The following is a 26,182-nucleotide window of genomic DNA, read 5'->3' as shown; positions in this document are numbered from 1 at the left end:
CTATTTTCCTGGTGTTACCGTCGTTACACCGCGCATCCGGCGGCATCGGCGCGGCCGGTCGGCCGAATCGCGGGCGGCCGTGGTTTTCGGCACCCGGGTAGCGGGCACACCGGTCCCATCGGGGGCGACATCCATGAAGGAGTTGTGTGATGCCCACCTGGCTGATCGTCGTGATCGTCGTCGTGGCCGTCGCGGTGCTCGGCGCCGTGATCTGGCTTGTGACACAAGAGATGCAGCGAAAACGGCTGCAGCAGCGCTTCGGGCCGGAGTACGACCGCGCCGTGAAGGAAAGCGACAACCCGCGCGCCGCGCAACGCGAGCTCGCCGAGCGGGAACGCCGCCACAAGGAGCTCGACATCCGCCCGCTCTCGGCCTCGGCCCGCGAGCGCTACGCCCGGGAATGGGCGCAGGTACAGGAAAAGTTCGTCGACCAGCCGTCCGCCGCGGTCGCCGAAGCGGACCAGCTCCTCGTCGCACTGATGGCCGAACGCGGCTACCCGACCGAGGGGTACGAGCAGCAGCTGTCCGACCTTTCCGTGCGCCACGCCAAGACGCTGGAGCACTACCGCGCCGCGCACGCCACGCAGCAGAAGCGCGACGGAGCGTCCACTGAGGACCTGCGCGACGCGATGGTCCGCTACCGGACCGTGGTCGAGGACCTGCTGACCGACGGCGCCGACGACGAGCACCACGACCGCCGGAACGGTCACCAGCACGACCACGACCACGACCGCGACGGCCGTGGCGACACCGACCAGCACGAGCACCAGGCGTCCGCGCAGCCGCGGACCGAGTGGAACGGAGGACGCTGACCATGACTGACCACCTGACGCGGCACAGCACCGACCAGGACGACGACCTCGGCCGCGACGACCTCGCGCACGACGACTCGTCCCGCGACTCCCGCGACGACACCGCCGGGGTTCCCGAGCAGGAGCAGGCCGAGTTCCGCGAGCCGGGCACCGGCCAGGACCACGGCCTGAGCACCGCGGACCTGGCATCGGCGGGCTCTGACACCGCGGGCTCCGGCACGGCGGACAGTGGCACCGCGCCCGCGGAGTCGGGCGGCGACGTCGAGACGCCCCCGCTGATCGACGAGGAGAAGGTCACCGGCTTCCGCGACCGCTGGCAGAACGTCCAGACCGGCTTCGTCGACGACCCGAAGCAGGCCGTGCGGCAGGCCGACGAGCTGGTCGCCGCCGTGATCAGCGCGCTGGCCACCACGTTCGCCGAGCACAAGAGCGACCTGGAAGCCCAGTGGCAGCAGGGCGAACCGGCCACCGAGGAGCTGCGGATCGCGCTGCGGCGCTACCGCTCGTTCTTCGACCAGCTGCTGCCGCGCTAGCGGGAACCGTTTGCCGGCGGGCATGATCGGGTAGCACGCGAGAGAACGGCGTCAGCAACGGGAGGCAGCCGAATGAACGTGGCCGATCTGCTCGTCGACGGGTTCAGCCGGGTCCAGGGCACGGTGCACGCGGCGGTGGAAGGACTCACCGCCGACCGGCTCCGGGCCCGGCTGGACGACGAGGCCAACTCGATCGCCTGGCTGGTGTGGCACCTGACCCGGGTCCAGGACGACCACGTCGCGGACGTGGCGGGCACGGAACAGGTGTGGACCGGCGAGGACTGGCTGTCGCGCTTCGGCCTCCCGTTCCCGGCCGGCGACACCGGCTACGGCCACCGCCCCGCCGACGTCGAGGCGGTCCGCGTCGACAAGCCGGACCTGCTCACGGGCTACTACGACGCCGTGCACGAGCAGACCGTCCGGTTCGTGACCGGTCTCGACGCCAAGGCACTCGACCGGGTGGTCGACGAGGCCTGGGACCCGCCGGTGACGCTGGGCGTGCGCCTGATCAGCGTCCTCGACGACGACATCCAGCACGCCGGCCAGGCGATGTTCCTGCGCGGCGTGCTGGAACGTCAGGCATAGCCGTCCGCGCGGTGGTCGGCGAGGCGCTGGGGCCCCGGGCCGTCGGCGCCGAGCCGGTCGCCCGGGTTGGCCAACCGGCACTTGGCCAGTGACATGCACCCGCAGCCGATGCAGTCGGTCAGGTCGTCGCGCAGCTGTTCCATCTGGCGGATCCGCGCGTTCAGGTCTTCCCGCCAGCACTGCGAGATCCGCGCCCAGTCGGCGCGCGTGGGGGTGCGGTCGTCGGGCAGCAGGGCCAGCACTTCCCGGATGGTGGACAGCGGCATGCCGACCCGCTGCGACATCCTGATGAACGTCACCCGCCGCAGGGCGTCCCGGCAGTAGCGCCGCTGGTTCCCGGCGGTGCGGCGGCTCCGGATCAAGCCTTCGTCTTCGTAGAACCGCAGGGCCGACGCGGGTACCCCGCTGCGCCGGGAAAGTTCGCCGACCGTCAGATCGGGCAGCGTCGCGTTCGCCATGCCCGTCATGCAACCACAGCCGCACCCTTGACTTCAAGCGAGCTTGAAGTCCCATCCTGGCCCGGACGGCGACAACGCCGCAGTGGCAAGGAGGAAAGCGTGTCCGAAGCACCCGTGCGGGTCGCGGTGATCGTGGGAAGTGTCCGAGAGGGACGGTTCGGCCCGGTGGTGGCCGACTGGCTGGCCGGTGTGGCGGCGGAGAGCGGCGGCTTCGACGTCGACGTCGTCGACCTCGCCGAACCCGACCTCCCGCTGGCGATGCCCGCCTTCGGGTCGGCGCCGGCGCCCGCGGTGGTCGCGGAGATCGGGAAGGTGACCCCGCGGCTCGCGGCCGCGGACGCCTTCGTGGTGGTGACCCCGGAGTACAACCACAGCTACCCGGCCTCGCTCAAGAACGCGATCGACTGGCACCGCGACGAATGGCGGGCGAAGCCGGTCGCGTTCGTGTCCTACGGCGGGATCTCGGGCGGGCTGCGCGCGGTCGAGCACCTGCGGGCGGTCTTCGCCGAGCTCCACTCGGTGACGATCCGCGAGACGGTCAGTTTCCACGGCGCCCACACGCGCTTCGGGCCGGACGGGACGCCGACCGACGAAGCGGCCGGGGTCGCGGCGAAGGCGATGCTCGACCAGCTGGCGTGGTGGGCCCGCTCCCTGACGGAGGCCAGGGCGGCCCGCCCCTACCCGGGCTGAGCCGGCTCAGCGGTTCGAGCCGTCCACAGTGGACGGCCGGCGGGCGAAGGCCGGCGCGTGCTCCGGGCGGAAGCCGACGCCGCCGAGGAAGCCCGCGAAGCGTTGCAGCAGCGGGGTGCGGCCGATCAAGCGCAGCGGGGCCGGGAGCCGGCGGAGGGTCCCGTTCAGGCAGGGCGCCAGCAGCATCGCCTGCTCGCCGCGCTGGGACTGCTGGACCGCGGCGGTCGGGAGGGCGCGGCGGCGCTGGATCGCCGCCAGCTTCGCCGTCGGCACGCGGCCCTGCCGCAGCGGGGCGGCCAGCAGCGTCGCGGTCGCCACCGCGTCCTGGATCGCCAGGTTCACCCCGACCCCGCCCGTCGGGGACATCGGGTGGGCCGCGTCGCCGATGCACAGCACGCCGTCGCCGTACCAGCGGCGGAGGCGGCCCATCCGGACGTCCAGGTGGTGGACGTCGGCCCAGGACCGGATCGCCGCGAGCCGGCCGGCGTCCCAGCCCATCAGGGCGCCGAGGCGGGTGCGGAACTCCGCGAGGCCGCGGCGGCGGAGCTCGGCGTCGCGGCCCTTCGGGATGAGGTACGCCGTCTGGTAGTAGTCGCCGCGGTCCATCGTGGCCGCGGCCTGGCCGCCCGCCATGCGGATGAACACCGCGCCGTCCGGGCCCGGTTCGGGACCCTTCGGGACGCGGACCTGCCAGACGTCCATCGGCACGGCGAACTCCCGCATCCGCAGCCCGGCCGCGCGCCGGACCGCCGACCAGCGGCCGTCGCAGCCGACGGTGAGGTCCGCGGCCAGTTCGCGGACCTCACCGCGGTCGTCCCGGTAGCGGACGCCGGTCACGCGCCCGCCTTCCCGCAGCAGGCCGGTCACCTCGCAGTCCATGCGCAGCGACATCCCGGGCTCGGCGCCGGCGAGCAGTTCGAGGAAGTCCGCCTGCGGCACCATCGCGATGTGCGCGTGCGGGCCGCGCAGCCCGCCGAAGTCGGCGACCACGACCGCTTCGTCCTCGACCCGCAGCCGCGCCTTCGTCAGCAGGCCGCGCGGCAAGGCGGCGAACCGCTCGCCGAGCCCCAGCTCGTCCAGCAGCCGCAGCGTCGAGGGGTGCACGGTGTCACCCCGGAAGTCGCGCAGGAAGTCGTGGTGCTTTTCCAGCACCACGACCTCGATCCCGGCCCGGACCAGCAGCAGCCCGAGCATCACCCCCGCCGGTCCGCCCCCGGCGATGCAGCACCGCACCCGTTCCATGAGCCCGACCGTAGCACATAATTTTAGAGACACTCTAAAATTGGAGTGACGCTAAGCTCGGTCCCGTGGCACCAGGACTGCGGGAAGCGAAGAAGCAGCGGACGCGCAAGGCGCTGATCGAGGCCGCGCTGCTGCTGTTCGACGAACACGGCTACGAGGCCACCACGACCGTCGCGATCGCCGCCGCGGCCGGGGTTTCGCCCGCGACCTTCTTCAACTACTTCGCGGGCAAAGAGGACGTCGTCTTCGCCGACCAGCACCTCTACGACGAAATCCTCGCCGGGGCCTTCGCCGCGGCTCCCGCCGACGAGCCGGTCGCCGACCTCGTCTTCCGCACGCTCGGCGCGCTCGCCACCGCCGACGCCTGGAGCTTCCCGCTCGACCACCCGCTCACCGCGGTGCGCACCCGGCTCATCGCGTCCGTACCCGCCCTGCGCGCGGGATTCCTGCTGCGCAACGCTTTCGTCGCGGACTCCTGGGCCCGCCTGCTCCGCGAGGCGCGCCCCGAGCTCGGCGAAATCGAAGCCGCGACCATCACCGGCGCCGTGCTCGGCGGCCTGCAAGCGGCCTTGCAGGCCAACATCGACGAGCACGGCCGGGCCCGGCGCCCGGAACCCGAAGTGGTCGCCGAGGCGCTCCGGCTGGTCGTGGGCGGGTTCGGTCAGAACGCCTGACAGGTCTGCGGCGGCAGCTTCGCGTCGGTCCCGGCGAGCACGATGGCGTTGTCGATGACGTACCGGCTCTGGGCGGCCAGCGCCGCGAACGTCGTGCAGACCAGCTGGTTGATCGCGGTCGGGTTGAGCTGCTGCACCGGGAACGGCAGCGTGATGGTCGGCGGCGGTTCGGGGGACAGCGTGATCTCCCCGCCGGCCGGCGGCAGCATCGTCGTGTAGCCGTCGGCCGTCTCGGCGTAGGACGGGCCGCCCAGCAGCAGCGACAACGTCGTGTTGACGCCCACCGAGCTCGCGATCGGGCGCGTCACCGGGGTGAGCCGTCCGTCGAGGACGAAGTAGAGGATCACTTCGGCGCCGCGCGCGCCGCCCTCCGGGTTGCGCAGGGTCGGGGCCGGCCCGGCGCCGACGACCGGCGTCGGCTTGACCCCGCAGGCGCTCACCAGCAGCAGGACCGCCAGGACGAGGAGCTTCTTCACCACGCCTCCCGGGGCAGCCGCAGCTCGAACCGGGCACCGGAACCGGTGTTGGCCGCGGTGATGTCGCCGCCGTGCAGCCGCGCGTTCTCGCGGGCGATGGACAGCCCGAGTCCGCTGCCCTCGGAGCGCGCGCGGGCCGTGTCGGCCTTGGTGAACCGGTCGAACACGGCGGGCAGGACCTCCTCCGGGATGCCCGGGCCGTGGTCGGTGACGGTCAGCACGACATCGCCGCCCTCGGCCCGCAGGACCACCTCCACCGGCGGGGCGCCGTGCCGCATCGCGTTGCCGACCAGGTTCGCCACGACGATGTCGAGCCGCCGCCGGTCGAGCGAGGCGACGATGCCGACCGGGAGTTCGGCGACCAGCTCGTCGCCGGCTTCCCAGCCGCGCGCGGCGAGGCTGTCGGCGACCGCCGAGGCGACGTCCAGCTGTTCGCGCCGCAGCTCCGCGCGCCCGGCGTCGAACCGCGAGATCTCGATCAGGTCCTGCACCAGCCGCGTCAGCCGCTTGGTCTCCGCCGACACCAGCCGCGCCGCGACCGCGGTGTCCGCGGGCAGCTGGCCGGCGTCTTCGTCGAGGACGTCGGTGACCGCGTTCATCGCGGCCAGCGGCGTGCGCAGCTCGTGCGAGACGTCGGCGACGAACCGGCGTGCGTCCGCTTCCATCGCCTGCAGCGTGCCGACCGTGCGCTGGAGCTCCGCCGCGGTGTTGTTGAACGTCGCGACCAGCTGGGCCAGCTCGTCGGAACCCGTGGCGCGCAGCCGCACGTCCAGCCGTCCCCGGCCGAGCTGGCTGGCCGCGGTGTTCAGCGCGCGCACCGGCCGCAGCACCTGGCGCGCCGCGAGCAGGGCCACCGCGACCGCGAACGGCAGCGCGAGCGCCGAATAGAGCCAGGCATTGCGCGCCAGGTCGTCGATCGCCTCCTGCTGCTGGCTGAGCGAGACCGTCGCGTACACCTCCAGCCCGCTGGGTTCGCCGCCGTTGCGGCCGCTCTGCACCGGGATCCCGACGAAGAACATCGGGAAACCCTGCATGTCGACCCGCTGGAACTGGATGTTCGTGCTGTGCGCCACGGCGTTTCGCAGCTCGGCGGGCACGTCGTCGTAGCCGATGCCCGACGTCGCGCGCATGTCGTGGTAGACGACGAGCGCGCCGCTGGACTTCAGCGCCGTGGCGAAGGCGTCGAGCGTGCCCTGCGTCGGCGGCAGCGAGACGGTCGGCAGGTACGCGGTGATCTGGTCGCGCAGCTTCAGCATCGTCTGGTCCTGGATGCCGCTGAGGATGGCGGTGCGCGCGGAAACGTAGCTCGCGCCGGCCGCGGCGGTGGCGCCGAGGATCATGATCACCGCGAAGGCGGCGACCAGCCGGAACCGCAGCCCGGTGAGCCACGAGCGGAGCCGGCTCACGACCGGCCGAACCGGTAGCCGAACCCGCGGACGGTCTGCACGTACTCCGGCTTCGCCGGCACGTCCTCGATCTTGGCGCGCAGCCGCTGCACGCACGCGTCGACGAGCCGCGAATCCCCGAGGTAGTCGTGGTCCCACACCGCGGAGAGGATCTGCTGCCGGCTGTACACCTGCCCGGGCGTGCGCGAAAGCTCCAGCAGCAGCTTCAGCTCGGTCGGGGTCAGCGAAACCGCCGCGCCGCGCTTGGTCACCTCGAGCGACGCCCGGTCGATCACGAGGTCACCGTGGCGCTCGTCTGGCTGCGGCGGCTCACCCGGCCGCTCGGCGACGGCCCGCCGCAGCACCGCCCGGATCCGCGCGTCCAGGACCCGCGGCTCGACCGGCTTGGCGACGTAGTCGTCCGCGCCCGCTTCGAGCCCGGCCACGATGTCGAAGTCGTCGGTGCGGGCGGTGAGCATGATGATCGGGACCGGGCCGGACGCCCGCATCCGCCGGCACGTCTCGAAACCGTCCATGCCCGGCAGCATCAGATCGAGCACGACGATGTCCGGCCGGTGGTGCACGAGCACCTCGATCCCGAGCTCGCCCGTTTCCGCGGTGCGCACCACGTGTCCCTGCCGGCGCAGGGCCAATTGCAGTCCTTCCCGCACCGCCGCGTCGTCTTCCACCACCAGTACCTCGGCCACGGCGCCATTATTCGGAAAACCGCACGTCGTGGCGACCCGGGCCGATCTTGTAGCAAAACCATGACATCACGCTGACGGGATCTCGAAACGCCGGATCCAGACTCGGGGACATGGCAGTGATCAGTTCCGAGGTACGCCCTGTGACCCCGCCGGCCGGACGCCACGCACTCGTGACGCGGGCCGCGTCCCGCACGACCGTGCTCGCCGCGAGCGCGGCCGGGTTCGCCCTCGCCTTCGTCGCGGCCTACCTCCTGTTCGTCCGCACCGAGGCCGGCCGCGGCGTCGAGAACGGCGTCGTCCGCAGCGCCCAGTCCGCGGGGCACGTGGTGGAGTGGGCCGACCCGCTCCGGCAGTCGGACCAGGTGGTGGTGCTCGGCGGCGTCGCGCTGCTGGTCGTCGTGATCGCCTTGTTCCGGCGGCGGCTCGCGCTGGGTGTCACGGCCCTCGCGCTGCTCGCGGCGCCGCTGATGGTGGCGCAGCTGCTCAAGCTCTACGTCCTGGACCGGCCGAGCACCGGTGACCGGTTCGGCGTCGCGAGCCACAACAGCTTCCCGAGCGGACACGTCAGCGCGGCGATGGCCATGCTCGTGGCCCTCGCGATCGTCCTGCCCCGCCGCTTCCGCCTGCCGGCCCTGGTGACCGGCGGCATCGTCGTCGCCTGGGTCTCGGCCGCGGCGGTGGCACTGGGCTGGCACCGGCTGAGCGACACCGTCGGCGGCTGTCTCCTGGTCGCCGCGGTCACCTGCGCCGGGGCGGCGGTGGTGTCCGCCCGCCGCCCCGACGGTGACCGGGTCCCGCTGCTGCCGGTGCTGTCGGGCCTGTTCGCGCCGCTGGTTCTGGTGCTGGCCGGCTACGCGGTGCTCGGGACGGCGACGTCCGGCGCGGCGCAGTTCGTCGCCGCGATGGTGCTGGCCGCGCTGTCGGCGATGGCGGTGGTGCTGCTGCTGACGGGCCCGCTGCGCCGGGTGACGTTCGACCCGGCGGAGGGGCGCGTGCGCCGGGTCCGGGGTCGTCAGGCTTCGTAGAAGGCCTTGAGCCGTTCTGCGAGGTCGGCGGCGTCACGGTTGTTTCGCCTGCGAGCCGCTTCGTCGAGAAGCGGACGCATGGGGTCTGCGGCCCCGAAAACGTAAGCGCCGGCGAAGCGGCCGCCGGACACCCGGGTGGTGTGCAGCCTTCGGTCCGGAGGAGTGGTCGGTGCGATCGGCGGGCCGAAGACGGCGCCTCCCATCGTGACTTCGGCGGCGCGGGCGAGGAAGCTCGCCCGGCGTGCTTCTTCGGGGGAGAGCGGCGGCGTGGCCGGTTCGGGGCTCTCCGGTGCGTCGGGCCCGGCGGCGGGCCGGATTCGAGAACGCAGGTCGCGGACGCGAGCCGGCACCCCGTCGAACAAGACGGTGGCGCACTGCCCGAACACCCAGGTCAGCCGCTCCCGCAAGGGAACGGCCTCCAGCTCGGCCGGGAGTTCCCGGCGGCGAGGGTGGTCCGGTGGGTAGACCAGCACGATGAGGTTCACGACGAACTTGGGAAAGAAGCCGAAGAGCGCCGCGACGGTCAGTACCGTGCCGAAGCCCCACTGCGTGACGAGAGCGAGTAGTTCCTTGGTCACGCGTACCCCAGGTTCATTCCGCGGAACCGCTGGTCCTGCTCGGCCCTGCTCAGCAGCGCGCCCAGTTCGACCTTCCCTTTTTCAGTGAGGGTGTAGTAGCGGCGAGGCGGCCTTCCGCCGGCCTCGTGCTGGTCCTCCCAGCCGTCGTCGAGCCAGCCTTCGGCCAGCATCGCACTGAGCCGGGGGTACATGGCGCCGGACTGGACGCCGGAAGCCTTCGACAACTGGTAGCCCCAATGCCGGTCGTCAGGTGCCACCATCAGCGCAGCGGCGAGCTGCACCAAGGCGTGGGTGGTCCGCATGGGGCAAGTTTGACCTATGTCGCGGAAGGATCGTCCGACGCCGGGACGCGCGGCGTGTCGCCGGGTTTCGAGCGGGCCAGTTTCGGGGGATTGGCCCGCGACAGCCGCAGGGGTGCGGCCTAGCGTTCGGGGAATGCACCCGAGGCTTGCCGAAGACCTGGACTCGCTGCCCGATCTGCTCGATGCCGCGAGCAAGCTCGCCGCCGAGGCGCTGGGCGGGGTGGGGGAGCGGGCGGCCGCCGTGCCGCCGGTCGGCGTGAGGCCCGCGCCGCTGCCAGTCGGTGGGGTGGGGGCTCGCGGGGCGCTGCACGAGTTTTCGCGGCGGTGGGAACCCGGGTTCGCGGCCAGTGCGGGGCCTCGGTACCTCGGCTTCGTCACCGGCGGTGCGACGCCGGCGGCGCTCGCTGGGGACTGGCTGACCTCGGCGCACGATCAGAATCCCGCCAGCGGGATGGACTCGTCGGCGCAGGACCTCGAACGCGAGACCGTCGGCTGGCTGGCCGAGCTGTTCGGGCTGGGGGCGGAGTTCTCCGGGGCGTTCGTCACCGGGGCCACCATGTCGACGGTGACCGGGCTGGCCATCGCCCGCGAGTGGCTCGGCGAACAGGCTGGGGTGACGGTTTCCGAGGACGGCGCCGCCGCGCTCGGGCCGGTGACCGTGCTGTCCGGGGCGCCGCATTCGAGTGTGCTGAAGGCGTTGTCGTTCCTCGGGATGGGCCGCTCCGCACTGCGGAAGGTGCCCGTGCTGCCGGGGCGCGAAGCCGTCGACGTCGGGAAGCTCGCCGAAGTGCTCGAGAGTCTCGACGGGCCGGCCGTCGTCGTCGCCAACGCCGGGACCGTCAACACCGTCGACTTCGACGACCTGCGCGCGATCGCCGAACTCAAGCGGCGGCACGGCTTCTGGCTGCACGTCGACGCCGCGTTCGGCGGGTTCGCCGCGCTCGCGCCGGATCATGCCGCGCTGACCGCGGGCCTCGACCAGGCCGACTCGGTCGTCGTCGACCTGCACAAGTGGCTCAACGTGCCCTATGACTCGGCCGTCCAGTTCACCCGGCGCCGAGACCTGCAGCTGCGGGTGTTCAGCAACAACGCCGCCTACCTCGGCGAAATCGGCGAGACGCCGGACTTCCTGCATCTGACGCCCGAGAACTCGCGGCGGCTGCGCGCGCTCCCGGCCTGGTTCTCGCTCACGGCCTACGGCCGCGACGGGCACCGCGAGATCGTCGAGCGCTGCGTCTCGCTGGCGCGCGACCTCGGCGCGCGGATCGACGGCTCGCCGCACTGGGAACTGCTCGCGCCGGTGCGGCTCAACGTCGTCTGCTTCGCCCCGGCCGGTGACGTCACCCAGGCCCGCGTCGACAGCCTCGTCCGCGCCATCGCCGAGGAGGGGACCACGTTCCTCACCCCGACCGTGTTCGACGGCCGCCCGGCACTGCGCGCGGCGTTCAGCAACTGGCGTACCACGCCGGCCGACGTCGAGCTGGTCTTCGCCGCGCTGGAGCGTGTCGCGGCCGGCTAGCTGCGGTCCGACTTCGGCATCAGGTACTTCCACGGCGAGGCGCCGGTGCCCAGTTCGCACGGCACGTGCACCAGCGCCGGGCGGCCCGACGCGAACGCCTTGTCCAGCGCGGCGCGCAGGTCGTCCGGGGTGCGCGCGGTCAGGCCGAGCGCGCCGAACGTCTCGGCCAGCCGGGCGAAGTCCGGGTTCCGCAGCCGGCCGCCCAGCGCCCGGCCCTCGAACAGGCGCTCCTGGTCGAGGTGGACGTTGCCGTAGAAGCCGTTGTCGAACACCACCGCGACCACGTTGAGTCCATATTGGACAGCCGTGGCGAGCTCCTGCGCCGCGAACATGAAGCCGCCGTCGCCGGCCACCGAGACGACCGGGTGGCCCGGGAACGCGGCCTGCACGCCCAGCGCCGTCGGGTAGCCGAAGCCGAGCGTGCCCTGGTGGCCGCAGGTGATGAAGGTGCGCGGGGCGTAGACCTCGAAGCCGAAGTAGGACGCGAAGCCGACCTGGCAGATCTCCTCGACGAAGAAGCCCTCGCGGGGCAGCACGTCGCGGATCGCCCGCAGGTACTCCAGCTCCGGCCCGACGTCGGCGAAGCGTTGCGCCACCTCGGCTTTCAGTGCGGCGAACTCCGCCGTCCGATCCGTCCGTTGTGGACCGGCGGCCTCGGTGAGCGCGGCCGTGGCGTCGGCCGCGTCGGCGACGACCGCGACGTCCGCTTCGAGCCGGGTCGCCTGCCGCGGGTCGATGTCGAGCAGGATCGTCTTCAGGCCGGGCGGCTTGTCCGGCCAGCGGAACCAGGACAGCTCCATCCGCGACCCGATGCCGATCACGACGTCCGTCTCGGCCCACCGCTCGAAGCCGGCGGCGCAGGTGAAGCCGAGCGGGTGGTCGTCGCCGACGATGCCGCGCCCGCCGCGGAACGCGACCACCGGTGCCTGCAGCCGCTCCGCCAGCGCCCGGACCTCGGCGGCCGCGTGCCGGGCGCCGCCGCCCACCATGATCATCGGGTGCTTCGCGCCGCTCAGCAGCTCCGCGGCCTTCTCCACCGCGACCGGGTCGACGGCCGGGCGGGGGAGCGGCAACGGGCCGGCGACTTCCGCCGGGGCGCGCATCCCCAGCACGTCCCACGGCACCGCCAGCGAAACCGGCCGTGGCCGCCCGCCCGCCGCTTCCCGGAACGCGGTCGCCAGCGCGTCCGGGACCCCGGACGGGTGCTCGACCAGCGCCGACCACTTCGTCATCGTGCGCAGGGTCGCCAGCTGGTCGGGCATCTCGTGCAGGTGCCCGAGCCCGCGGCCGAGGTAGGCGCGCGGGATCTCGCTCGTCAGGCACAGCACCGGCGCGCTCGCCCCGTGCGCCGAGAGCAGCGCGGCCGACGCGTTGAGGACGCCGGGACCCGGCACCACGGTGTAGACGCCCGTCCGGCCGGTCGCCTGCGCGTACCCGAAGGCCATGTAGGCGACGGTCTGCTCGTGCCGGGCGCCGATGACCCGGATTTCGTCGCCGGCGCGGGCGAGGCTGTCGAACAGGTCGTAGGTCTGCACGCCGGGCAGCCCGAAGACGGTGTCCACGCCGTGGGCGCGCAGCCCGCCGACGATCAGGTCGGCCGCGGTCGGGGCCGGAGACGCAGGGGAGACCATATATTGTTTCCTACATGATCAGCGCGTCCGCGGGAAGACCGGTCACGAAGTCCCAGCTGGCCTACGAGACGATCAAAGCCAGGATCCTGGACGGCAGCTACGGCCCGGGCTACCGGCTGGTGCTGGACCAGATCGGCCGCGAACTCGACGTCAGCGCGGTGCCCGTCCGGGAGGCCCTGCGCCGGCTCGAGGCCGAGGAGCTGATCCAGTTCGAGCGGAACGTCGGCGCCCGGGTGACCGCCATCGACCCCGTCGCCTACCAGCACGCGATGCAGACGGTCGCGATCGTCGAGGGCGCCGCCACCGGCCTCGCCGCGCCGCTGCTCACGCCGGACGAGCTGGCGCGGGCCCGCACGCTCAACGACCGGATGCGCCGCAGCCTCGCCGAGTTCGACCCGCTGGCGTTCACCGCGCTGAACGCCGAGTTCCACGAGGTGCTGTTCGGCGCGTGCCCCAACCCGAACCTGGTCGACCTGGTGCAGCGCTGCTGGACCCGGCTCGCCGCCGTCCGCGACAGCACGTTTTCCTCCGTGCCGGGGCGGGCGCCGAAGTCCGTCGAAGAGCACGATCGGCTGCTCGCGCTGATCGAGGGCGGTGCCGCGCCGGACGAGGTCGAGCGGTTCGCCCGCGAGCACCGGCTGGCGACGCTGGAGGCCTACCTCGCCCGGACCCGGTGAGGGCGCACCCGCTTGTCCCGGCCGCCGCCGGGTGCCAGGGTCGGGCCATGCCGATCTTCTCCGCGCCGGACGGGACCGCGCTCGCCGTCCGCCTTTCCGGCACCGGGGCCGAGCCGCCGGTGGTGTGCCTGCCCGGCGGGCCGATGCGGGCCGGCGCCTACCTCGGCGATCTCGGCGGGCTGAGCGCGTCCCGGCGGACCGCCGTGCTCGACCTGCGGGGCACCGGTGACTCCGCGGAGCCGGTGGACCCGGGCACCTACCGGTGCGACCGCCAGGTCGAGGACGTCGAGGCGCTGCGCAAGCACCTCGGCCTCGACCGCTTCGACCTGCTCGGGCACTCGGCCGGGGCGAGCCTCGCGCTCTGCTACGCCGAGCGGTACCCGGAGCGCCTGTACCGGCTCGCGCTCATCGCGCCGAGCCCGCGGGCCGTCGGCTTCGAGCTGCCGGTCGCCGAACGGCGGCGGATCATGGCGCGGCGGGCCGGCGCGCCGTGGTTCGAGGCCGCGGCCGCCGCCTACGAGTCCATCGCCACCCGGACGGCGACCCGCGCCGACTGGGCCGCCTTCGCGCCGATGTACTACGGCCGTTGGGACGATGCCGCCCGGCAGCACCAGGCCACCGAACCCGGTCAGCGCAACGGGGCGGCCGCGCGGATGTACAACGCCCCTGGTGCCTTCGAGCCGTCGGTGACCCGTGCCGCGCTTGGCGCTGTCACCGCCGAGGTGCTCGTGCTGGCCGGCGAACTGGACTGGATCGTCAGCCCGGCCGTCGCCGCCGACATCGCCGCGCTCTTCCCGCGCGGCCGGGTCGTCGTGATGGCCGGTGCGGCGCACTACCCGTGGCTGGACGACGCGCCCGCGTTCACCTCAGCCGTGGGCGGTTTCCTGGCCTGACGCCGGGTTGCGGCGCGGCTTGATGCGGACCGCGGGCAGCGCCGGTGCGGGCAGCCGCTCGCCCGGGTAGCCCGTGACGCTGCCGAACTGGTCGGATCCGGCTTCCCAGGCTTCGCGGAAGGCCGCGATCTCCTCGTGGGTGCGGCCGACGAAGTTCCACCACATGAGGATTTCTTCCTCGAACGGAGTGCCACCGAGCAGGAGGAACCGGGCCGGGACGCTCCCGCGGTTGCTCAGGGTCAAGCTCCGGACGCCGATGCCCACGTAGCCCAGCTCGGCCGCGCGGACGCGGGAACCGGCCACCTCGACGTCGCCGGTGTCGACGAGGACGCCGTGCTCGAAGCGGGGGTCGACGCCGAGGGACATGTGGGCGTCCGGGTTCAGGACGATCTCCGCGCCGAGCAGCGGGGTGAACGTCGGGATCGGCGACGTGCGCCCGGCCAGCGAACCGAGGAACACCCGGATCTCGGCCCCTTCGATCCGGTTCACCGAGGGCACGTAGTGGTCGAAGGCGCGGGCGGTGTTCCGGTGCCGCTCGGGCAGCGCGACCCAGAGCTGGACGCCGTGCAGGGTTTTCGTGGCCGGGGTCGAGACTTCCGAGTGGCAGATGCCGTGGCCGCCGGTCATCAGGTTGAGCTCGCCGGGGCGGACCATCGCGTGCGTGCCGAGGCTGTCGCGGTGCTCGATTTCGCCGGCGAAGAGCCAGCTCACCGTCTGGAGGCCGGTGTGCGGGTGCGGTGCGACGTCCATCGAGGCGACTTCGTCGGGGCCGTAGTGGTCGGCGAAGCACCAGGCTCCGATGAGGGAACGGGCGCGCTGGGGGAGGGTTCGCCGGACGCGCATCGCGCGGGGGCCGCCGAGGGGGACTTCGCGCGGGGCGAGGATCTCGACGGCGGGGCGGTCGGGATCGGTGGCCGTCGGCCGGTCGGCGCAGGCGAGCTCGGCCGGGGTGGCCTCGGTGTTGCTCATGTCCGCCACGGTAGTCGCGGTGGGGCGGGTGGGGCCTGGTGGCCGCCGCCCGCGGGGTCGGCGCTTTGCTTTCTGGAGTTGTCAAACAGCTGTCAGGCGGCCGGGCGGTGCTTCTCGGTCAGGACGGCTTGGCCCGCCGTCGTCAGGATGGCCGGGACCAGCTCGCCGGGGCGGCCGGGGCGGGACGGGCGGACCAGTCCCTGGTGGGCCAAGGCGTGGGCGGAGAACTGGTCGCCGCACGAGAGGCCGTCGATGAACAGGTCCGGTTCGCTGCTGCACGACACCAGGCCCCGGCCCGCGGCCACCGCTCTCAGCATCGCCCGCATCCGGTGGTTGAGCTCGGGGCGTGCTTCCGGTGATCCGGTGTTCTCGTTCCCGTTCATCTCGGTCCCTCCCGCTCGTGGTTCGGCCTCGTCCTACCCGTGCGTCGAACCGGTCGAGCCGATTTCGACAGCACACCCGGGTTCGGTCCGGCCGGAGCGCCCCTCCATCGTCACCGCCGTTGATCCAGTACGGCTCGAAACCCCGTCGACAGGCGTTCGGATGCCGGGCGTGAACGGATAGGGTCAGAACGGCGGGCATCCCGCGGCCGCCGGTTCCGGGGTCCAGGTGCTGCTGCCTCCGGTGCCGGCCGGGCGGCTGAGCTTGGTCACCTTGGCCGTCGCGTAGCGCAGCGACGGGCCGAGCTCGTCGACCTCCAGCTCCGTCACCGTGCGCTTCTCGCCTTCCGCGGTGTCGTACGACCGCTGTCTCAGCCGGCCGTGCACGATGACGCGGGATCCGCGGTTGAGGGACTCCGCCGCGTTTTCCGCGTACTGCCGCCACACGCTGCAGCGCAGGAACACCGGGTCGCCGTCACGCCACTCGCCGGACTCGCGGTCGAGCTGCCGTGGGGTGGACGCGATCGTGAAGTTCGCGACCGCCGCGCCGGCCGGGGTGAACCGCAGTTCCGGGTCCGCCGTCAGGTTGCCGATCACCGTGACCATCGTTTCGCCCGCCATCGGGCTCTCCTTCCGCTCCGGGTGCGGGGTGCACCGCTCTCGCCGACGAGGAGAGCACGGGGGTCCGACAATTCCGGGCCGGGCGACGAGATGCCGGAACCCGGCCGGGCTGGTTTCCTGCCGCCATGCCGACGGCGTTTCAGAAGGAACTGGTCACGCTCGCCCACCGGCTGGCGGACCTGTGCGCGCTCGTCGCGATCGCGCTCGAAGAGGCCACGCGCTCGGTGCTCGAAAGTGACCCCACGCTGGGCGGACGTGCCCGCGAAGAGGCCGCGGCGGTGGCCGCGCTCGGGGCCGCGTGCGAGGACCAGGCGGGGGCGCTGCTGGCGCTGCACGCGCCGCGGGAAGAAGAGGTGAAGGCGGTGCTCGCCGCCGTCCACATTGCCGGGGAAGTCACTCGGATGGGTGGACTTGCGCGGGAGGTCGCGGACGCGCGGGGAGTCGTGCCGGAGCCGGTGCGGCCTGTGGTGGCGCGGTTGGGGGCGCAGGCTGCTGGGGCCGCTCGGGCGCTGCGGGAGTTGCTCGGTGGTGGGGATGGTGGCGGGGTTGGGGATGCGGTCGCGCTCGCCGGGGAGGTTGAGCGGGAGTTGCGGGAGTGGGCCGGTGGTCCGGAGTGGCCGTTTGGGGTGCGGGCCGCGGTGGATGTCGTGCTGCTGGGTGCCGTGCACGCGCGCTTCGCGGCGATGGCGGCTCGGGTTGCTCGGCGGGCTGCCGGGTTTGTGCCGGTCGGGGCTTAGCGGGTTCGCGACGGCTGGGACCGGCGCGTGGTGCTGGGTGGGCGGGACTTGCCACCGCTGGAAGCTGGTGGTGGGGCTGCGGAGCTGGCGTTGCGGGCTGCCGGGTTGGGAGCAGTGGGCGGGGCTCGCTTCGGCTGGAGGCGGGGCGGCCTTGTCCCAGCTGGGAATCCGTGGCGGACGTGCGGCAAAGCGGCCGCGGTCGAGACCCTAGCGGAGCCCGGCACCGTCGTACTGGTGCCGGGCTCGGTCCGATCGGGTCGGTTGCGCCGCCGACCTGGGATTACTGGCCCTGCTGGGGGAACTGGCCCGGCTGGCCCGGCTGCGGGAAGCCCTGCGGCTGCGACGGGTGCGGCGGCTGGAAGCCCTGCGGTGCCGGGAAACCCTGGGGCTGGGACGGGTGCGGGGACTGGAAGCCCTGCTGTCCGGCGCCCTGCGCCGGGAAGCCCTGCGAAGGGTGCGGCGGGTAGCCGGACGGCGGCTGGGACTGGCTCTCCTCCTGCGCCTGCAGGCGGACCGCGTCCTCCTTCGGGATGCGGTTTTCGATGCCGCAGAAGGTGCACTGCGCGGTGTACTTGACGCCGATCGGGAAGAGCGGGATGAAGAACAGCGTGAACTTCGTGACCGCCTTGCGGACCGCGTGCGAGGCGGGGTTGCCGCAGCGGCCGCACAGGAACGTCGTCATCGCCAGCACGTAGATCCGTGTCCGCCAGCCCCAGATCAGCATCGGTCTTCTCTCTTTCGGTCCGTGTTCGCCGCAGCCTCGCACACCGCTCCCGCGCCGCGTGGGGGTTTTCGGGAACTGGTCCGGACCAGGAGCGGGCAAAAGGGACATCGGGGGCCCGACTGTGACGGCCGGCTCACCGGGCTAGATTGGGATCATGCCGAGCGACCGCGTCCTGAAGACGATGAACGCCGTGCACCGCGGCCTGATCAAGCTCAGCGGCGGGAAGGTCGGCTGGCAGGTCGCCATGCCCGTTCTCGAGCTCACCACGGTCGGGCGCAAGAGCGGGCAGCCGCGGACCGTGCTGCTGACCTCGCCGCACCAGGAGGGCGACGCACTCGTCGTCGTGGCCTCGCGGGGTGGGGACCACAAGCACCCCGCGTGGTTCCTCAACCTGCGCGACCAGCCGGACGTCGAGGTGTCGCTCAAGGGCGCGCCGAAGCGGCCGATGCGCGCGCGGGTCGCGAGCGCCGAAGAGCGTGCGAAGCTCTGGCCGAAGATCGCCGGTGACTTCAAGAACTACGCGCAGTACCAGACGAAGACCGAGCGCGAGATCCCGCTCGTCTTCCTCGAACCGCGCTAGCTCCGCGCCTGCAGGTACGCCGGGTCCGGGCCGGGGATCGGCTGGTCCGGGACTCCGGCCAGCAGCTGGCTCATGGCGTGGAAGTACGGCGGCGCGGCGACCGTGCCGCCGAACGCCCCATGACCGCAGTCGCCCAGGTGCACCGGGGTGCCCGGGCAGATCTCGCGCGGGTGCGGGCCGTCGGCGAAGACCATGGACGACACCGCGTAGCCGTCGACGCCGCCGACGAACGCGACCGACTCGCTCTGCTGGGTCGTGCCCGTCTTGCCGATGTCGGGGCGGGTCCAGCCGGCCGCGTGGGCGGCCTGGGCCGACGTGCCGTCCGTCGTGTCCTTGCTCAGCCCCGCTTCGAGGGTGTTCGCGACCCCCGTGGGGATGACCTGCTCGCACGCCTGTTGCGGCACCGGCACGGCGTTCCCGTTCCGGTCGGTCACCGACAGGATCGGGTCCGGCGGGCACCAGACGCCGCCGCTCATCAGGGTCGCCGAGACGTTCGCCATCTCCAGCGGGCTGACCGGGCTGTTGCCGAGGGTGAACGACAGCAGGTTCTGGAAGTACTTCGACTGCGGCTGGCTGTACTGCGGGTTGCTCGAACTCGGGTCCGGCGCCGCGCCGGCGTCGTTGGTCGCGAGGGTGTTGCGCAGCCCGAGCTTGTACGCCATGTCGAGGACGGCGGGCATCCCGACCTGGCTCTCCAGCCCGACGAACGCCACGTTCGGCGACGTCGCCAGCCCGTCGGCGAGGCTGATCGGATCCGCGTAGTGGCCGTCGTTGTGGACGGTGTAGCAAGCCGAATGCGCGTCGGGGACGGGGAAGCACTGGCTGTCCGGGTTCGGCAGGGGCGTGTCCAGGCCGGCTTTGCCGGTGACGAGCGCCGCGGCCGAGGTGAAGATCTTGAACGACGAGCCGGCGCCGAACTCGTTGCTCGCGTCCGCGACGATGTCGGTGGACGTCTCGCCCCGCGCCGGATCCGTGCCGTAGTTCCGGTTGGCGACCATGGCGAGCACCTGGTGCCCGGCCGAACCCGGCTGCACGACGGCGAAGGTGTTCGCCACGCCGTCCTGCGTGGTCGGCACGTTCGCGTCGACGGCGTCCTTCGCCACCTGCGAGACGCGCGGGTCGAGCGTCGTCTTGACCGTGTACCCGCCGGTGGCCAGCTGGTCCGCGGTGAACCCGGCGTGCACGAGGTAGCTTTCCGCGTAGGCGCAGAAGAACCCCGCGTCCGGCGCCGCGCCCAGGCAGGTGCCGGACGGCGTCACCGGCCCGTCCGGCAGCAGGCCGAGCGGTGCCGCTTTCGCCGTCGCCGCGTAGGACGCCGGGAGGGAACCGTTGGTGACCATGTCGTCGATGACCAGGTTGCGGCGTTGCAGTGCTTTGTCCGGGTGCGTGTACGGGTTGTAGACGCTGGGGTTGTTCACCATTCCGGCGAGCAACGCCGCCTGCGGCACGGTCAGTTTGTCCGCCGTCGTCCCGAAGTACGCTTTCGCCGCCGCGCCGACCCCGTACACGGTTCCGCTGAATTCGACCACGTTGAGGTATTCGGCCAGGATGTCGTCCTTGCTCATCGTTTCGTTGAGCTGGACGGCCATTTTCGCCTCCCGCAGCTTGCGGGCGAGCGAGTCTTCGCGGTCGGCCTGCTGGGCTGCCGGATCGGTCCGGTCGACGACGTTGATCAGGTAGTTCTTGACCAGTTGCTGGGTCAGCGTCGAGGCGCCCTGCAGTGCGCCGCCGGTGCTGTCGTTGATCGCCGCGCGCAGGGTTCCTTGCAGGTCGACGCCGCCTTCGGTGTAGAAGCGGCGGTCCTCCACTCCGATGATCGCGGCCTTCATCGTCGTCGCGATCCCGGCCGCGGTGACGGGGAGGCGGTACTGCGCGTAGAGCGTCGCGATCGGGGTGCCGTCGCGGTCGGTCACGGTGGTGGTGAGCGGGGGATCGGCCGCCGCGAGCCGGGCGGAAATGGCGTCGACGGAATCGCTCACCTGATTCGACACCAGTCCCGCTCCGATGGCGGCGGGTGCCACCGTGCCCGCCACCAGTATTCCGGCGAGAACGCACAATCCGACCAAAGAGAACACGCCAGGGCGACCATTCACGAAACCGAGATTAGCCACCCGGGAATGAAGCTTCCGTTCGGTGAGACATGGACCTCACCGGGCCAACCTGCCGAGCAGTGCCGAAGCGACCGAAATCGCCACCGCCGTCGCCCCGGCCAGCACGCCGAAGTCGAGGCCCAGGTGTGCCGGCGTGCCGATCAGCAGGCCGCGCAGCGCGTCCACCTGGTAGCTCAGCGGGTTGACGTGGCCGATCACCTTCAGCCACGACGGCATCAGGTCCACCGGGTACAGCGCGTTGGAGCCGAAGAACAGCGGCATCGTGATCGCCTGGCCGATGCCCATCAGCCGTTCGCGGGACAGCACGATCCCGGCGATCACGATGGACAGGCAGCAGAAGAACGCCGACCCGAGCACCAGGACGACGGCCATCGCGAGCAGCTTCAGCGGGTTCGCGGTCAGCCCGACGCCGAGGACCGCGGCCAGCACCAGCACCATCAGCGCCTGGACGAGCGCGCGGACCCCGGCGGCGAACGCCTTCCCGGCGACGAGCGCCGCCCGCGGGGTCGGGGTCACCAGGAGCTTGGCGAGCACGCCCGCGTCCCGCTCCCAGATGATCTGGATGCCGTAGAAGATCGCGATGAACAGCGCCGACTGCGCGAGGATGCCCGGCGCGAGGTAGTCGAGGTAGGGCGTCGAGCCGGTCGGGATCGCCTTCAGCCGGGTGAACGTCTCCCCGAAGATCAGCAGCCACAACGCGGGCTGGATCGCGCGGGTGAGCAGCTCGGCCTGGTCGCGGCGCAGCTTCTGCAGCTCCACCAGGCACATCGCGCCGACGCGGGCGGCGAGCACGCGCAGCCGGCCGAGCGGGCCCGGATCAGCCGAGACGGCGGGCGGTGCGGCGAGTGGCACGGACATTGCGGATCCCTCCTTCGTCGCCGTCGAGGCGGTCGCCGGTCGCCGCGCGGAACACGTCGTCCAAAGTGGACTCCGGGCCGAGGCCCGCTTCCAGCTCGGCCGGGGTGCCCAGCGCGCGGATCCGGCCGGCGTGCATCAGCGCGACGCGGTCGCAGTACTGCTCGGCTTCGTCCATGTAGTGGGTCGTGACGAGCACGGTCATGCCGGTCGCCGCGCGGATCTCGGCGATGCGGTCCCACACCGACGAGCGGGCGACCGGGTCGAGGCCGATCGTCGGCTCGTCGAGGATGAGCAGCCGCGGCGAGCTGACCAGGGCCTGGGCCAGTTCGAGGCGGCGGATCATGCCGCCGGAGTACGTCTTGGCCGTGCGGTCGGCGTCGCCGTCCAGCCCGACCAGCTCCAACGCGCTCCGCACCTGCTGTGCTCGGTGCGCGCGCGGGACGTCGAAGAGCCGGGCGAACAGCGCGACGTTTTCGCGGCCGGTCAGCGCGCCGTCGGCGGACAGCTGCTGCGGGACGTAGCCGATCAGCCGCCGCACGGCCATCCGGCGGCGGGCGACGTCGACGCCGAAGACGGTGATCCGGTCCGGCGCCGTGGGCAGCAGGGTGGTGATCATCCGGAGGGTGGTGGTCTTGCCCGCGCCGTTCGGGCCGAGCAGGCCGAACACCTCGCCCGCGCGGATCTCCAGGTCGACGCCGTCGACCGCGCGGGTGGTGCCGAACGAATGACTCAGCCCGGTGCAGCGCACCGCGGGTTCGGTCATGCCTGCTCCTTCAGGACGCCCACGAGTTTTTCCAACGCCGGCAACGCGTTCTCGATGGCTTCGAGGTCCTCTTCGGACAGTGCGGTGAGGGCTTCGGCGACGAGCCCGGTCCGGGCGCGCCGCCACGACGCGATCCGGTCGCGCGCGGCGGTGGTGATCTCCAGCCGGACCGCGCGCCGGTCGGCGGGGTCGGGCTCGCGGCGCAGCAGCCCGGCGTCGGCGAGCTGGTTGACCAGCGTGCTGACCGAGTTGTTCGCCAGGTGCAGCTCGCGCGCGGCCGCGGCGACGCCGATGCCGGGGTGGTCGGCCACCACGCGCAGGACTTCGACCTGGGCGCCGGGCAGCGGGAAGCCGGGTACCTCGGCGCGCACCCGGCGGCGCACCACGCGGCGGATCCCCTGGACGGCCCCCAGCAGCCGGTCGGCGAGTTCGGTCATGCCGCCAAAGTAGCTCTGACTCAGATCTATTAGCAACGCTAAATGTCCGGTTGGCGTGGAAGCTCCCGGATCAGCGGGCGGCTTCGGCGAGGGCCAGGTCGAGCAGGCCGGGGAAGCGGGCGTCGAACTCCTCGCGGCGCAGCGCGTTCAGCCGCTGCGTGCCGCTGTCCCACTGCTTGAGCAGACCGGCCGCGCGGAGGATCTTGAAGTGCCGGGACGCCGCGGGCTTGCTGACCGGCGGCATGATCGCGCCGCACGACTGGCCGGGCTCGCGGGCGAGGGTGGCGACCATGGCCAGCCGGTGCGGGTCGCGCAGTGCTTCGAGGGCCGCACTGAACGGGACGTCGTCGAGGGCCGGGTGGTCCAACGGGGTCGCAGTGCGGCTGGCCATGTCCCGAGTATCCCCGGTTGCCGGGACGCGCGGCGCTGTGCCATGGTCGATGTTAGCCAATTGGTTAACATGAGGGAGGTTCCCCGGTGCGCGTCTATCGTCCCGAGGCCGGAAAGCTGATCCGCCACGACGAACCGGAGCCCGAGCCGCAGCGCGGGGAAGTGCTCGTCCGCGTCCGCGCGACGTCGCTGAACTACCGCGACCTGCTCATCCTCGACGGCGACCACTTCACCAACGGGCCGGGCGACCTGATCCCGGTGTCCGACGCCGCGGGCGAGGTCGTCGCCGTCGGGGAGGGGGTCACGCGCTTCGCCGCCGGCGACCGGGTGCTCGGGAACTTCCACTCGCACTGGATCGCGGGACGGCTGCCGGACACGCTGGTCGGCTACGGGAACGGCCAAGACGGCTGGCTCGCGGAGTACCGCGCCGTGCCGGAGCACGCGCTCGTCGCGCTGCCGGATTCGCTCACCTACGAACAAGGCGCGACGCTGCCGTGCGCCGCGGTCACCGCGTGGACGTCGCTCGCCGGCGTGCGCCCGGGCGACGTGGTGCTGACCCTCGGCACCGGCGGCGTTTCGCTGTTCGCCCTGCAGCTCGCCCGGCAGCACGGCGCGCGGGTCGTCGCGACGACGTCGAGCGCGGAAAAGGCGGCCAGGCTGACCGAACTCGGCGCGGACACGGTGATCGACTACCGGGCGACGCCGGAGTGGGGCAGGGCCGTCCTCGACGCCACCGGTGGCCGGGGCGCGGACCGGATCGTCGAGGTCGGCGGGCCGGGCACGTTCGCGCAGTCGCTCGTCGCGGCCGGGACGCACCACGCCGAGATCGCGCTCGTCGGGTTCGTCGGCGCCGACGGGCCACCGGTCGGCTTCATGGACCTGTTCCGCAGCGGCGCGACCATCCGGAAGATCTGGGTCGGCAGCCGCGAGGACACCGAGGACCTCCTCCGGTGGCTCGCCGTCCGGCCGCTGGAACCGGTTATCGACAGCGTTCACCCGTTCGACGACGCGGACGGGGCCTTCGAGCGGTTCCGGAGCAGGCAGAACCTCGGGAAGGTCGTCATTTCGGTGCCGTGAGGTGAAAGGGGTACCGCTGATCGGCTGAACCTGACTCGGCGTGACCGTTCGGCGGCGAAGTGCTGCCGTTCACCGCGTGACCGCGTGGTTCCGGACCGGAACCACGCGGCGCGGGCGCATGCTGTCCTCTCCGACCCCGGTGTCCCCGCGCCTGACGTCCACTGTGGACATTGCCAGTGCGCCCGGCCCGGCGGTCTTTTCGATCGGAGATAGGACACATCGTCGTGACCCTGCTGGACAGCAAGCTCGTCCGGTGCTGGACGTCCCGCCCGCACCTGCAGTCCCTCTACACCCTCGCCGCGGCCGCCCCGCGGATGCGCGCCGCGCTCGGCCTCGCGCCCACCGGCGGTGGCACGGTCGGCTTCAAGGTGGACGGGGACGCGCTGGCCCGCACCGAAGCGGAGCTGCTGGCCGCGACGTCGGCCCGGCTGCCGGTGCACCCGCTGGTGACCCAGGACCTGAACGGCCGGTCGACGGTGCGGTGCTGGCGCCGCAACCGCGACCTGCGCGTGCTGACCGGCGACCTGGTCGACGTCGCGGACCGCCTGTCGCGGGCGGGCTACGGTGGCTGCCTGCGGTTCGCGACCGTCGAGTTCGGCGAGCAGACCGGCCGCCTCGACCGGAAGCTCGCCCTGGTGTACCTGTTCGACCGCGGCACGTTCCACACCGCGCCGGCCCCGGGCACCCGGCCGCTGGACCGCGCGCTGGAGCTGCGCGCCCGTGCCGCGCTGCACGGCGCGCTGCCGCTCGAACCCGACGTGCAGCGCCGGTTCGTGCTCTGAGGGTGACGCTGAAAATCCGCCGATTGGCGCTGTGGCGGCGTTCTGCGAGAGCGTCTTCGGCGGCACGCCGACGGTGAACACCTTCGGGGAATTCGGTTCACCCGAAGGGGTCGGCACGACCGCGCCACCGTGACGGTTCCGTTCGAAAAGCAGATGTGGGGCGACGAATTCGGCGCGCTCGTCGACAAGTTCGGCATTCCCTGGATGGTCAACGTCGTCCAGGGGGCGTAGCGGACCGTTGCAGCGGGCGCCCTCGTCGGTGACGATGAGGTGACGGCGCCTGCGAGGCGCCGGGCCGAAGGAGGCCCGATGGCGGGTACCCCGTGGATGTGCGCGCAGTGCGGTGCGGTCAACGACCCCGCCGCCGGCCGTTGTGGCACCTGCACGGCCCTCGCTCCGGGGCGCGCCCGCGCGCGGGCGCTGTGGGTGCTGCTGACCCTGATGGTGGTCGCCGGCGTCGCGGTGGGCGGGGTCCTGCTGTTCACCGGGCGTTCGGATCCCAAGCCCGCCGCGTCCGGGCCGTTCCCGGCGTACACGACACCCGCGCTGCCCACGACCAAGACCGTGGTCACGACCGCCGAGGCCCTCACGCCGCCGGTCACGCCGTCCACGCCTGCCACCACGGCTTCCCCGCCGGACGGGAAGCCGTGCCCCGGCGACGCCGCGCAGTACCTGCCTGGTGGCCAGGGGACGGCGCTGCTCGTCGGGCAGACCGCGAAGTCGCAGATCACGATCTGCCGGACCCCCGACGGCCGGATCTTCTACGACGGCCAGGCCCGCGGGCAGGCGGCGTCGGGTGACACCCACATCACGCTGCCCGCCGAGGCCTCGGGCGACGGCTTCGTCGCGGTCAACGGGGACTACCGCTACAAGGTGGGCGGCGGCAGGCTGGTCGTGTCGGCCGGGGCCGAAGTGCTCTCCGACGAGCCGCTGACGCCCGTCGGCTGAGCGCCGATCGCCTCGATCACGTCCATCGATTCCGCGTCGAACCCCAGGTCGAGACGCATCTTCGCGCGCAAGAGGCGATAGCCGCGCTGGCCCGCCGTCCAAAAGGTGCGGTCGTCGCCGGTGTTCTCGGAGTCCATCAGCCGTGAGGCGAGCCGCAGCCGCGGCAGCATGGCGTCGCTGACGAGTTCCCGGATGGGCTCGGGTGCGTGCAGCGCGACCGCGCCGAGCGCGTGCTGGGCTTCGCTCCGCACCTCGCGCAGCTCGGTGACCTGGTGCTCGTCGACGGGTTTGCGCAGCTCGCGGGACCGGAGCGCCCGGAACAGGACCATGTCGAACGCCTCGAGGACACCGAGGAGTTCGGCGTAGGCGCCGGCGCGGGTTTCGTGGGTGCGGGCCTCGCGCTCGCGCTGCCACCGGCGCTCTTCACGAGCGGCTTCCTCGGCCATCCGCTTGGACTCACGCCGTCCCGAGAGCACCTGGGTGGTGATCACCCCGGCCAGGCCGAGCAGCGCGACGACGATCGGTATCCACACCGGGACCTGGGAACCCACGAGCGCACCCTACCGGCGGCGCTCAAGATGTGGGACCGGTGCCGCCGCGGCCGCCGGGGCAGGGATC

32 protein-coding genes are annotated in these 26,182 nt (G+C 72.4%); 14 read left to right on the top strand and 18 right to left on the bottom strand.

From position 1 onward, the window contains the following. Positions 1-149: 149 nt before the first annotated feature. The 3 genes from H4696_RS17630 to H4696_RS17620 all read left to right on the top strand — a co-directional run bounded on the left by H4696_RS17630 (position 150) and on the right by H4696_RS17620 (position 1,930). The gene (locus tag H4696_RS17630; RefSeq protein WP_086855836.1) at positions 150-812 is read left to right on the top strand and encodes a hypothetical protein; all 663 of its coding nucleotides are present in this window, start codon (positions 150-152) and stop codon (positions 810-812) included. Between the two features lie 2 nt (positions 813-814). Next, a complete protein-coding gene (locus H4696_RS17625) occupies positions 815-1,345 on the top strand; it encodes a hypothetical protein (protein WP_086855835.1) in 531 nt (176 codons plus the stop codon). A 72-nt stretch (positions 1,346-1,417) separates the two neighbouring features. Continuing rightward, complete coding sequence (locus H4696_RS17620; protein WP_086855834.1) at positions 1,418-1,930, top strand: mycothiol transferase; 513 nt, start codon at positions 1,418-1,420, stop codon at positions 1,928-1,930. Here H4696_RS17620 and soxR read toward each other — a convergent pair. After that, entirely contained in the window at positions 1,921-2,397 is a 477-nt protein-coding gene (gene soxR, locus H4696_RS17615; RefSeq protein ID WP_086855833.1) for a redox-sensitive transcriptional activator SoxR, read from the bottom strand. The genes H4696_RS17620 and soxR overlap by 10 nt on opposite strands. Before the next feature lie 90 nt (positions 2,398-2,487). On the opposite strand from soxR, the gene H4696_RS17610 reads away from it, so the two are divergent. Beyond that, positions 2,488-3,078 carry an NADPH-dependent FMN reductase gene (locus H4696_RS17610; protein ID WP_086855832.1) on the top strand — a complete coding sequence of 197 codons (591 nt, stop codon included), beginning with the start codon at positions 2,488-2,490 and terminating at the stop codon, positions 3,076-3,078. Between the two features lie 6 nt (positions 3,079-3,084). On the opposite strand, the gene H4696_RS17605 is transcribed toward H4696_RS17610, so the two are convergent. Then, positions 3,085-4,320 carry an FAD-dependent oxidoreductase gene (locus H4696_RS17605; RefSeq protein ID WP_086855831.1) on the bottom strand — a complete coding sequence of 412 codons (1,236 nt, stop codon included), beginning with the start codon at positions 4,318-4,320 and terminating at the stop codon, positions 3,085-3,087. Between the two features lie 65 nt (positions 4,321-4,385). On the opposite strand from H4696_RS17605, the gene H4696_RS17600 reads away from it, so the two are divergent. After that, positions 4,386-4,994 carry a TetR/AcrR family transcriptional regulator gene (locus H4696_RS17600; RefSeq protein WP_086855830.1) on the top strand — a complete coding sequence of 203 codons (609 nt, stop codon included), beginning with the start codon at positions 4,386-4,388 and terminating at the stop codon, positions 4,992-4,994. Here H4696_RS17600 and H4696_RS17595 read toward each other — a convergent pair. From H4696_RS17595 to H4696_RS17585, 3 genes are all read right to left on the bottom strand, one after another. Then, the gene (locus H4696_RS17595) at positions 4,982-5,470 is read right to left on the bottom strand and encodes a hypothetical protein (RefSeq protein WP_249026803.1); all 489 of its coding nucleotides are present in this window, start codon (positions 5,468-5,470) and stop codon (positions 4,982-4,984) included. The genes H4696_RS17600 and H4696_RS17595 overlap by 13 nt on opposite strands. Beyond that, positions 5,467-6,810 carry a sensor histidine kinase gene (locus tag H4696_RS17590; protein ID WP_086855843.1) on the bottom strand — a complete coding sequence of 448 codons (1,344 nt, stop codon included), beginning with the start codon at positions 6,808-6,810 and terminating at the stop codon, positions 5,467-5,469. The genes H4696_RS17595 and H4696_RS17590 overlap by 4 nt, the downstream gene beginning before the upstream one ends. Positions 6,811-6,872: 62 nt before the next feature. Beyond that, positions 6,873-7,562 carry a response regulator transcription factor gene (locus tag H4696_RS17585; protein WP_086855828.1) on the bottom strand — a complete coding sequence of 230 codons (690 nt, stop codon included), beginning with the start codon at positions 7,560-7,562 and terminating at the stop codon, positions 6,873-6,875. A 110-nt stretch (positions 7,563-7,672) separates the two neighbouring features. On the opposite strand from H4696_RS17585, the gene H4696_RS17580 reads away from it, so the two are divergent. After that, positions 7,673-8,587: a phosphatase PAP2 family protein gene (locus H4696_RS17580; protein ID WP_086855827.1), complete on the top strand. Its 915-nt coding sequence runs from the start codon at positions 7,673-7,675 to the stop codon at positions 8,585-8,587. On the opposite strand, the gene H4696_RS17575 is transcribed toward H4696_RS17580, so the two are convergent. Both H4696_RS17575 and H4696_RS17570 read right to left on the bottom strand, forming a co-directional pair. Further along, the gene (locus H4696_RS17575) at positions 8,575-9,165 is read right to left on the bottom strand and encodes a hypothetical protein (RefSeq protein ID WP_086855826.1); all 591 of its coding nucleotides are present in this window, start codon (positions 9,163-9,165) and stop codon (positions 8,575-8,577) included. The genes H4696_RS17580 and H4696_RS17575 overlap by 13 nt on opposite strands. After that, complete coding sequence (locus H4696_RS17570) at positions 9,162-9,467, bottom strand: PadR family transcriptional regulator (protein WP_086855825.1); 306 nt, start codon at positions 9,465-9,467, stop codon at positions 9,162-9,164. Before H4696_RS17570 ends, H4696_RS17575 begins: the two co-directional genes overlap by 4 nt. 133 nt (positions 9,468-9,600) lie before the next feature. Between H4696_RS17570 and H4696_RS17565 the strand changes: the two genes are divergently transcribed. Continuing rightward, entirely contained in the window at positions 9,601-10,986 is a 1,386-nt protein-coding gene (locus H4696_RS17565) for a pyridoxal phosphate-dependent decarboxylase family protein (RefSeq protein ID WP_086855824.1), read from the top strand. On the opposite strand, the gene H4696_RS17560 is transcribed toward H4696_RS17565, so the two are convergent. Then, positions 10,983-12,617: a thiamine pyrophosphate-dependent enzyme gene (locus tag H4696_RS17560; protein ID WP_192782374.1), complete on the bottom strand. Its 1,635-nt coding sequence runs from the start codon at positions 12,615-12,617 to the stop codon at positions 10,983-10,985. The two genes, H4696_RS17565 and H4696_RS17560, sit on opposite strands and share 4 nt — an antisense overlap. Positions 12,618-12,631: 14 nt before the next feature. Between H4696_RS17560 and H4696_RS17555 the strand changes: the two genes are divergently transcribed. After that, entirely contained in the window at positions 12,632-13,294 is a 663-nt protein-coding gene (locus H4696_RS17555; protein ID WP_225955726.1) for a GntR family transcriptional regulator, read from the top strand. Positions 13,295-13,341: 47 nt separating this feature from the next. Next, positions 13,342-14,187 carry an alpha/beta fold hydrolase gene (locus H4696_RS17550; protein WP_086865655.1) on the top strand — a complete coding sequence of 282 codons (846 nt, stop codon included), beginning with the start codon at positions 13,342-13,344 and terminating at the stop codon, positions 14,185-14,187. Here the strand turns inward: H4696_RS17550 and H4696_RS17545 are convergent. The 3 genes from H4696_RS17545 to H4696_RS17535 all read right to left on the bottom strand — a co-directional run bounded on the left by H4696_RS17545 (position 14,161) and on the right by H4696_RS17535 (position 16,157). Beyond that, entirely contained in the window at positions 14,161-15,156 is a 996-nt protein-coding gene (locus H4696_RS17545; protein ID WP_086865654.1) for a pirin family protein, read from the bottom strand. The genes H4696_RS17550 and H4696_RS17545 overlap by 27 nt on opposite strands. Positions 15,157-15,248: 92 nt before the next feature. Next, positions 15,249-15,539, bottom strand: a complete 291-nt coding sequence (locus H4696_RS17540) for a hypothetical protein (RefSeq protein ID WP_086865653.1) — start codon at positions 15,537-15,539, stop codon at positions 15,249-15,251. 183 nt (positions 15,540-15,722) lie between these two features. Beyond that, complete coding sequence (locus tag H4696_RS17535) at positions 15,723-16,157, bottom strand: single-stranded DNA-binding protein (protein WP_192782373.1); 435 nt, start codon at positions 16,155-16,157, stop codon at positions 15,723-15,725. Positions 16,158-16,282: 125 nt separating this feature from the next. Between H4696_RS17535 and H4696_RS17530 the strand changes: the two genes are divergently transcribed. Then, complete coding sequence (locus tag H4696_RS17530; protein ID WP_192782372.1) at positions 16,283-16,894, top strand: PhoU domain-containing protein; 612 nt, start codon at positions 16,283-16,285, stop codon at positions 16,892-16,894. Positions 16,895-17,174: 280 nt separating this feature from the next. Here H4696_RS17530 and H4696_RS17525 read toward each other — a convergent pair whose 3' ends face one another. Then, positions 17,175-17,618, bottom strand: coding sequence for a zinc ribbon domain-containing protein (locus H4696_RS17525; protein WP_192782371.1), 444 nt, complete (start codon positions 17,616-17,618; stop codon positions 17,175-17,177). Between the two features lie 154 nt (positions 17,619-17,772). Between H4696_RS17525 and H4696_RS17520 the strand changes: the two genes are divergently transcribed. Continuing rightward, the gene (locus H4696_RS17520; RefSeq protein WP_192782370.1) at positions 17,773-18,198 is read left to right on the top strand and encodes a nitroreductase/quinone reductase family protein; all 426 of its coding nucleotides are present in this window, start codon (positions 17,773-17,775) and stop codon (positions 18,196-18,198) included. On the opposite strand, the gene H4696_RS17515 is transcribed toward H4696_RS17520, so the two are convergent. The 5 genes from H4696_RS17515 to H4696_RS17495 all read right to left on the bottom strand — a co-directional run bounded on the left by H4696_RS17515 (position 18,195) and on the right by H4696_RS17495 (position 22,758). Continuing rightward, positions 18,195-20,273: a transglycosylase domain-containing protein gene (locus H4696_RS17515; protein ID WP_169735171.1), complete on the bottom strand. Its 2,079-nt coding sequence runs from the start codon at positions 20,271-20,273 to the stop codon at positions 18,195-18,197. The two genes, H4696_RS17520 and H4696_RS17515, sit on opposite strands and share 4 nt — an antisense overlap. 72 nt (positions 20,274-20,345) lie before the next feature. Continuing rightward, complete coding sequence (locus H4696_RS17510; RefSeq protein ID WP_086864505.1) at positions 20,346-21,167, bottom strand: ABC transporter permease; 822 nt, start codon at positions 21,165-21,167, stop codon at positions 20,346-20,348. After that, the gene (locus H4696_RS17505; RefSeq protein WP_143265385.1) at positions 21,127-21,930 is read right to left on the bottom strand and encodes an ABC transporter ATP-binding protein; all 804 of its coding nucleotides are present in this window, start codon (positions 21,928-21,930) and stop codon (positions 21,127-21,129) included. Before H4696_RS17505 ends, H4696_RS17510 begins: the two co-directional genes overlap by 41 nt. Further along, a complete protein-coding gene (locus H4696_RS17500) occupies positions 21,927-22,367 on the bottom strand; it encodes a MarR family winged helix-turn-helix transcriptional regulator (protein WP_086864504.1) in 441 nt (146 codons plus the stop codon). Before H4696_RS17500 ends, H4696_RS17505 begins: the two co-directional genes overlap by 4 nt. A 70-nt stretch (positions 22,368-22,437) precedes the next feature. Beyond that, on the bottom strand, positions 22,438-22,758 hold the full coding sequence (locus tag H4696_RS17495; RefSeq protein WP_086864503.1) for an ArsR/SmtB family transcription factor: 321 nt from the start codon (positions 22,756-22,758) through the stop codon (positions 22,438-22,440). Positions 22,759-22,844: 86 nt separating this feature from the next. On the opposite strand from H4696_RS17495, the gene H4696_RS17490 reads away from it, so the two are divergent. The 3 genes from H4696_RS17490 (at position 22,845) to H4696_RS17475 (ending at position 25,564) form a co-directional block, all read left to right on the top strand. Continuing rightward, the gene (locus H4696_RS17490; protein ID WP_192782369.1) at positions 22,845-23,834 is read left to right on the top strand and encodes a zinc-binding dehydrogenase; all 990 of its coding nucleotides are present in this window, start codon (positions 22,845-22,847) and stop codon (positions 23,832-23,834) included. 224 nt (positions 23,835-24,058) lie between these two features. After that, positions 24,059-24,616, top strand: coding sequence for a PspA-associated protein PspAB (gene pspAB, locus H4696_RS17485; RefSeq protein ID WP_086865336.1), 558 nt, complete (start codon positions 24,059-24,061; stop codon positions 24,614-24,616). 309 nt (positions 24,617-24,925) lie between these two features. Further along, positions 24,926-25,564, top strand: coding sequence for a hypothetical protein (locus tag H4696_RS17475; protein WP_086865337.1), 639 nt, complete (start codon positions 24,926-24,928; stop codon positions 25,562-25,564). Here H4696_RS17475 and H4696_RS17470 read toward each other — a convergent pair. After that, on the bottom strand, positions 25,483-26,115 hold the full coding sequence (locus tag H4696_RS17470) for a hypothetical protein (protein ID WP_169735227.1): 633 nt from the start codon (positions 26,113-26,115) through the stop codon (positions 25,483-25,485). The two genes, H4696_RS17475 and H4696_RS17470, sit on opposite strands and share 82 nt — an antisense overlap. Positions 26,116-26,182: the final 67 nt, after the last annotated feature.

Source organism: Amycolatopsis lexingtonensis, from assembly GCF_014873755.1.
GTDB classification, from domain to species: domain Bacteria; phylum Actinomycetota; class Actinomycetes; order Mycobacteriales; family Pseudonocardiaceae; genus Amycolatopsis; species Amycolatopsis lexingtonensis.
Note: the sequence above shows the minus strand (reverse complement) of the source record. Positions and strands in the feature narration are given on the sequence as shown.

Coding starts and splice junctions, on each gene's coding strand:
- H4696_RS17630 (WP_086855836.1), top strand. CDS start 150: ATGCCCACCTGGCTGATCGTCGTGATCGTCGTCGTGGCCGTCGCGGTG.
- H4696_RS17625 (WP_086855835.1), top strand. CDS start 815: ATGACTGACCACCTGACGCGGCACAGCACCGACCAGGACGACGACCTC.
- H4696_RS17620 (WP_086855834.1), top strand. CDS start 1,418: ATGAACGTGGCCGATCTGCTCGTCGACGGGTTCAGCCGGGTCCAGGGC.
- soxR (WP_086855833.1), bottom strand. CDS start 2,397: ATGACGGGCATGGCGAACGCGACGCTGCCCGATCTGACGGTCGGCGAA.
- H4696_RS17605 (WP_086855831.1), bottom strand. CDS start 4,320: ATGGAACGGGTGCGGTGCTGCATCGCCGGGGGCGGACCGGCGGGGGTG.
- H4696_RS17590 (WP_086855843.1), bottom strand. CDS start 6,810: ATGATCCTCGGCGCCACCGCCGCGGCCGGCGCGAGCTACGTTTCCGCG.
- H4696_RS17580 (WP_086855827.1), top strand. CDS start 7,673: ATGGCAGTGATCAGTTCCGAGGTACGCCCTGTGACCCCGCCGGCCGGA.
- H4696_RS17570 (WP_086855825.1), bottom strand. CDS start 9,467: ATGCGGACCACCCACGCCTTGGTGCAGCTCGCCGCTGCGCTGATGGTG.
- H4696_RS17565 (WP_086855824.1), top strand. CDS start 9,601: ATGCACCCGAGGCTTGCCGAAGACCTGGACTCGCTGCCCGATCTGCTC.
- H4696_RS17560 (WP_192782374.1), bottom strand. CDS start 12,617: ATGGTCTCCCCTGCGTCTCCGGCCCCGACCGCGGCCGACCTGATCGTC.
- H4696_RS17555 (WP_225955726.1), top strand. CDS start 12,632: ATGATCAGCGCGTCCGCGGGAAGACCGGTCACGAAGTCCCAGCTGGCC.
- H4696_RS17550 (WP_086865655.1), top strand. CDS start 13,342: ATGCCGATCTTCTCCGCGCCGGACGGGACCGCGCTCGCCGTCCGCCTT.
- H4696_RS17545 (WP_086865654.1), bottom strand. CDS start 15,156: ATGAGCAACACCGAGGCCACCCCGGCCGAGCTCGCCTGCGCCGACCGG.
- H4696_RS17540 (WP_086865653.1), bottom strand. CDS start 15,539: ATGAACGGGAACGAGAACACCGGATCACCGGAAGCACGCCCCGAGCTC.
- H4696_RS17535 (WP_192782373.1), bottom strand. CDS start 16,157: ATGGCGGGCGAAACGATGGTCACGGTGATCGGCAACCTGACGGCGGAC.
- H4696_RS17530 (WP_192782372.1), top strand. CDS start 16,283: ATGCCGACGGCGTTTCAGAAGGAACTGGTCACGCTCGCCCACCGGCTG.
- H4696_RS17525 (WP_192782371.1), bottom strand. CDS start 17,618: ATGCTGATCTGGGGCTGGCGGACACGGATCTACGTGCTGGCGATGACG.
- H4696_RS17520 (WP_192782370.1), top strand. CDS start 17,773: ATGCCGAGCGACCGCGTCCTGAAGACGATGAACGCCGTGCACCGCGGC.
- H4696_RS17510 (WP_086864505.1), bottom strand. CDS start 21,167: ATGTCCGTGCCACTCGCCGCACCGCCCGCCGTCTCGGCTGATCCGGGC.
- H4696_RS17505 (WP_143265385.1), bottom strand. CDS start 21,930: ATGACCGAACCCGCGGTGCGCTGCACCGGGCTGAGTCATTCGTTCGGC.
- H4696_RS17500 (WP_086864504.1), bottom strand. CDS start 22,367: ATGACCGAACTCGCCGACCGGCTGCTGGGGGCCGTCCAGGGGATCCGC.
- H4696_RS17495 (WP_086864503.1), bottom strand. CDS start 22,758: ATGGCCAGCCGCACTGCGACCCCGTTGGACCACCCGGCCCTCGACGAC.
- H4696_RS17475 (WP_086865337.1), top strand. CDS start 24,926: ATGGCGGGTACCCCGTGGATGTGCGCGCAGTGCGGTGCGGTCAACGAC.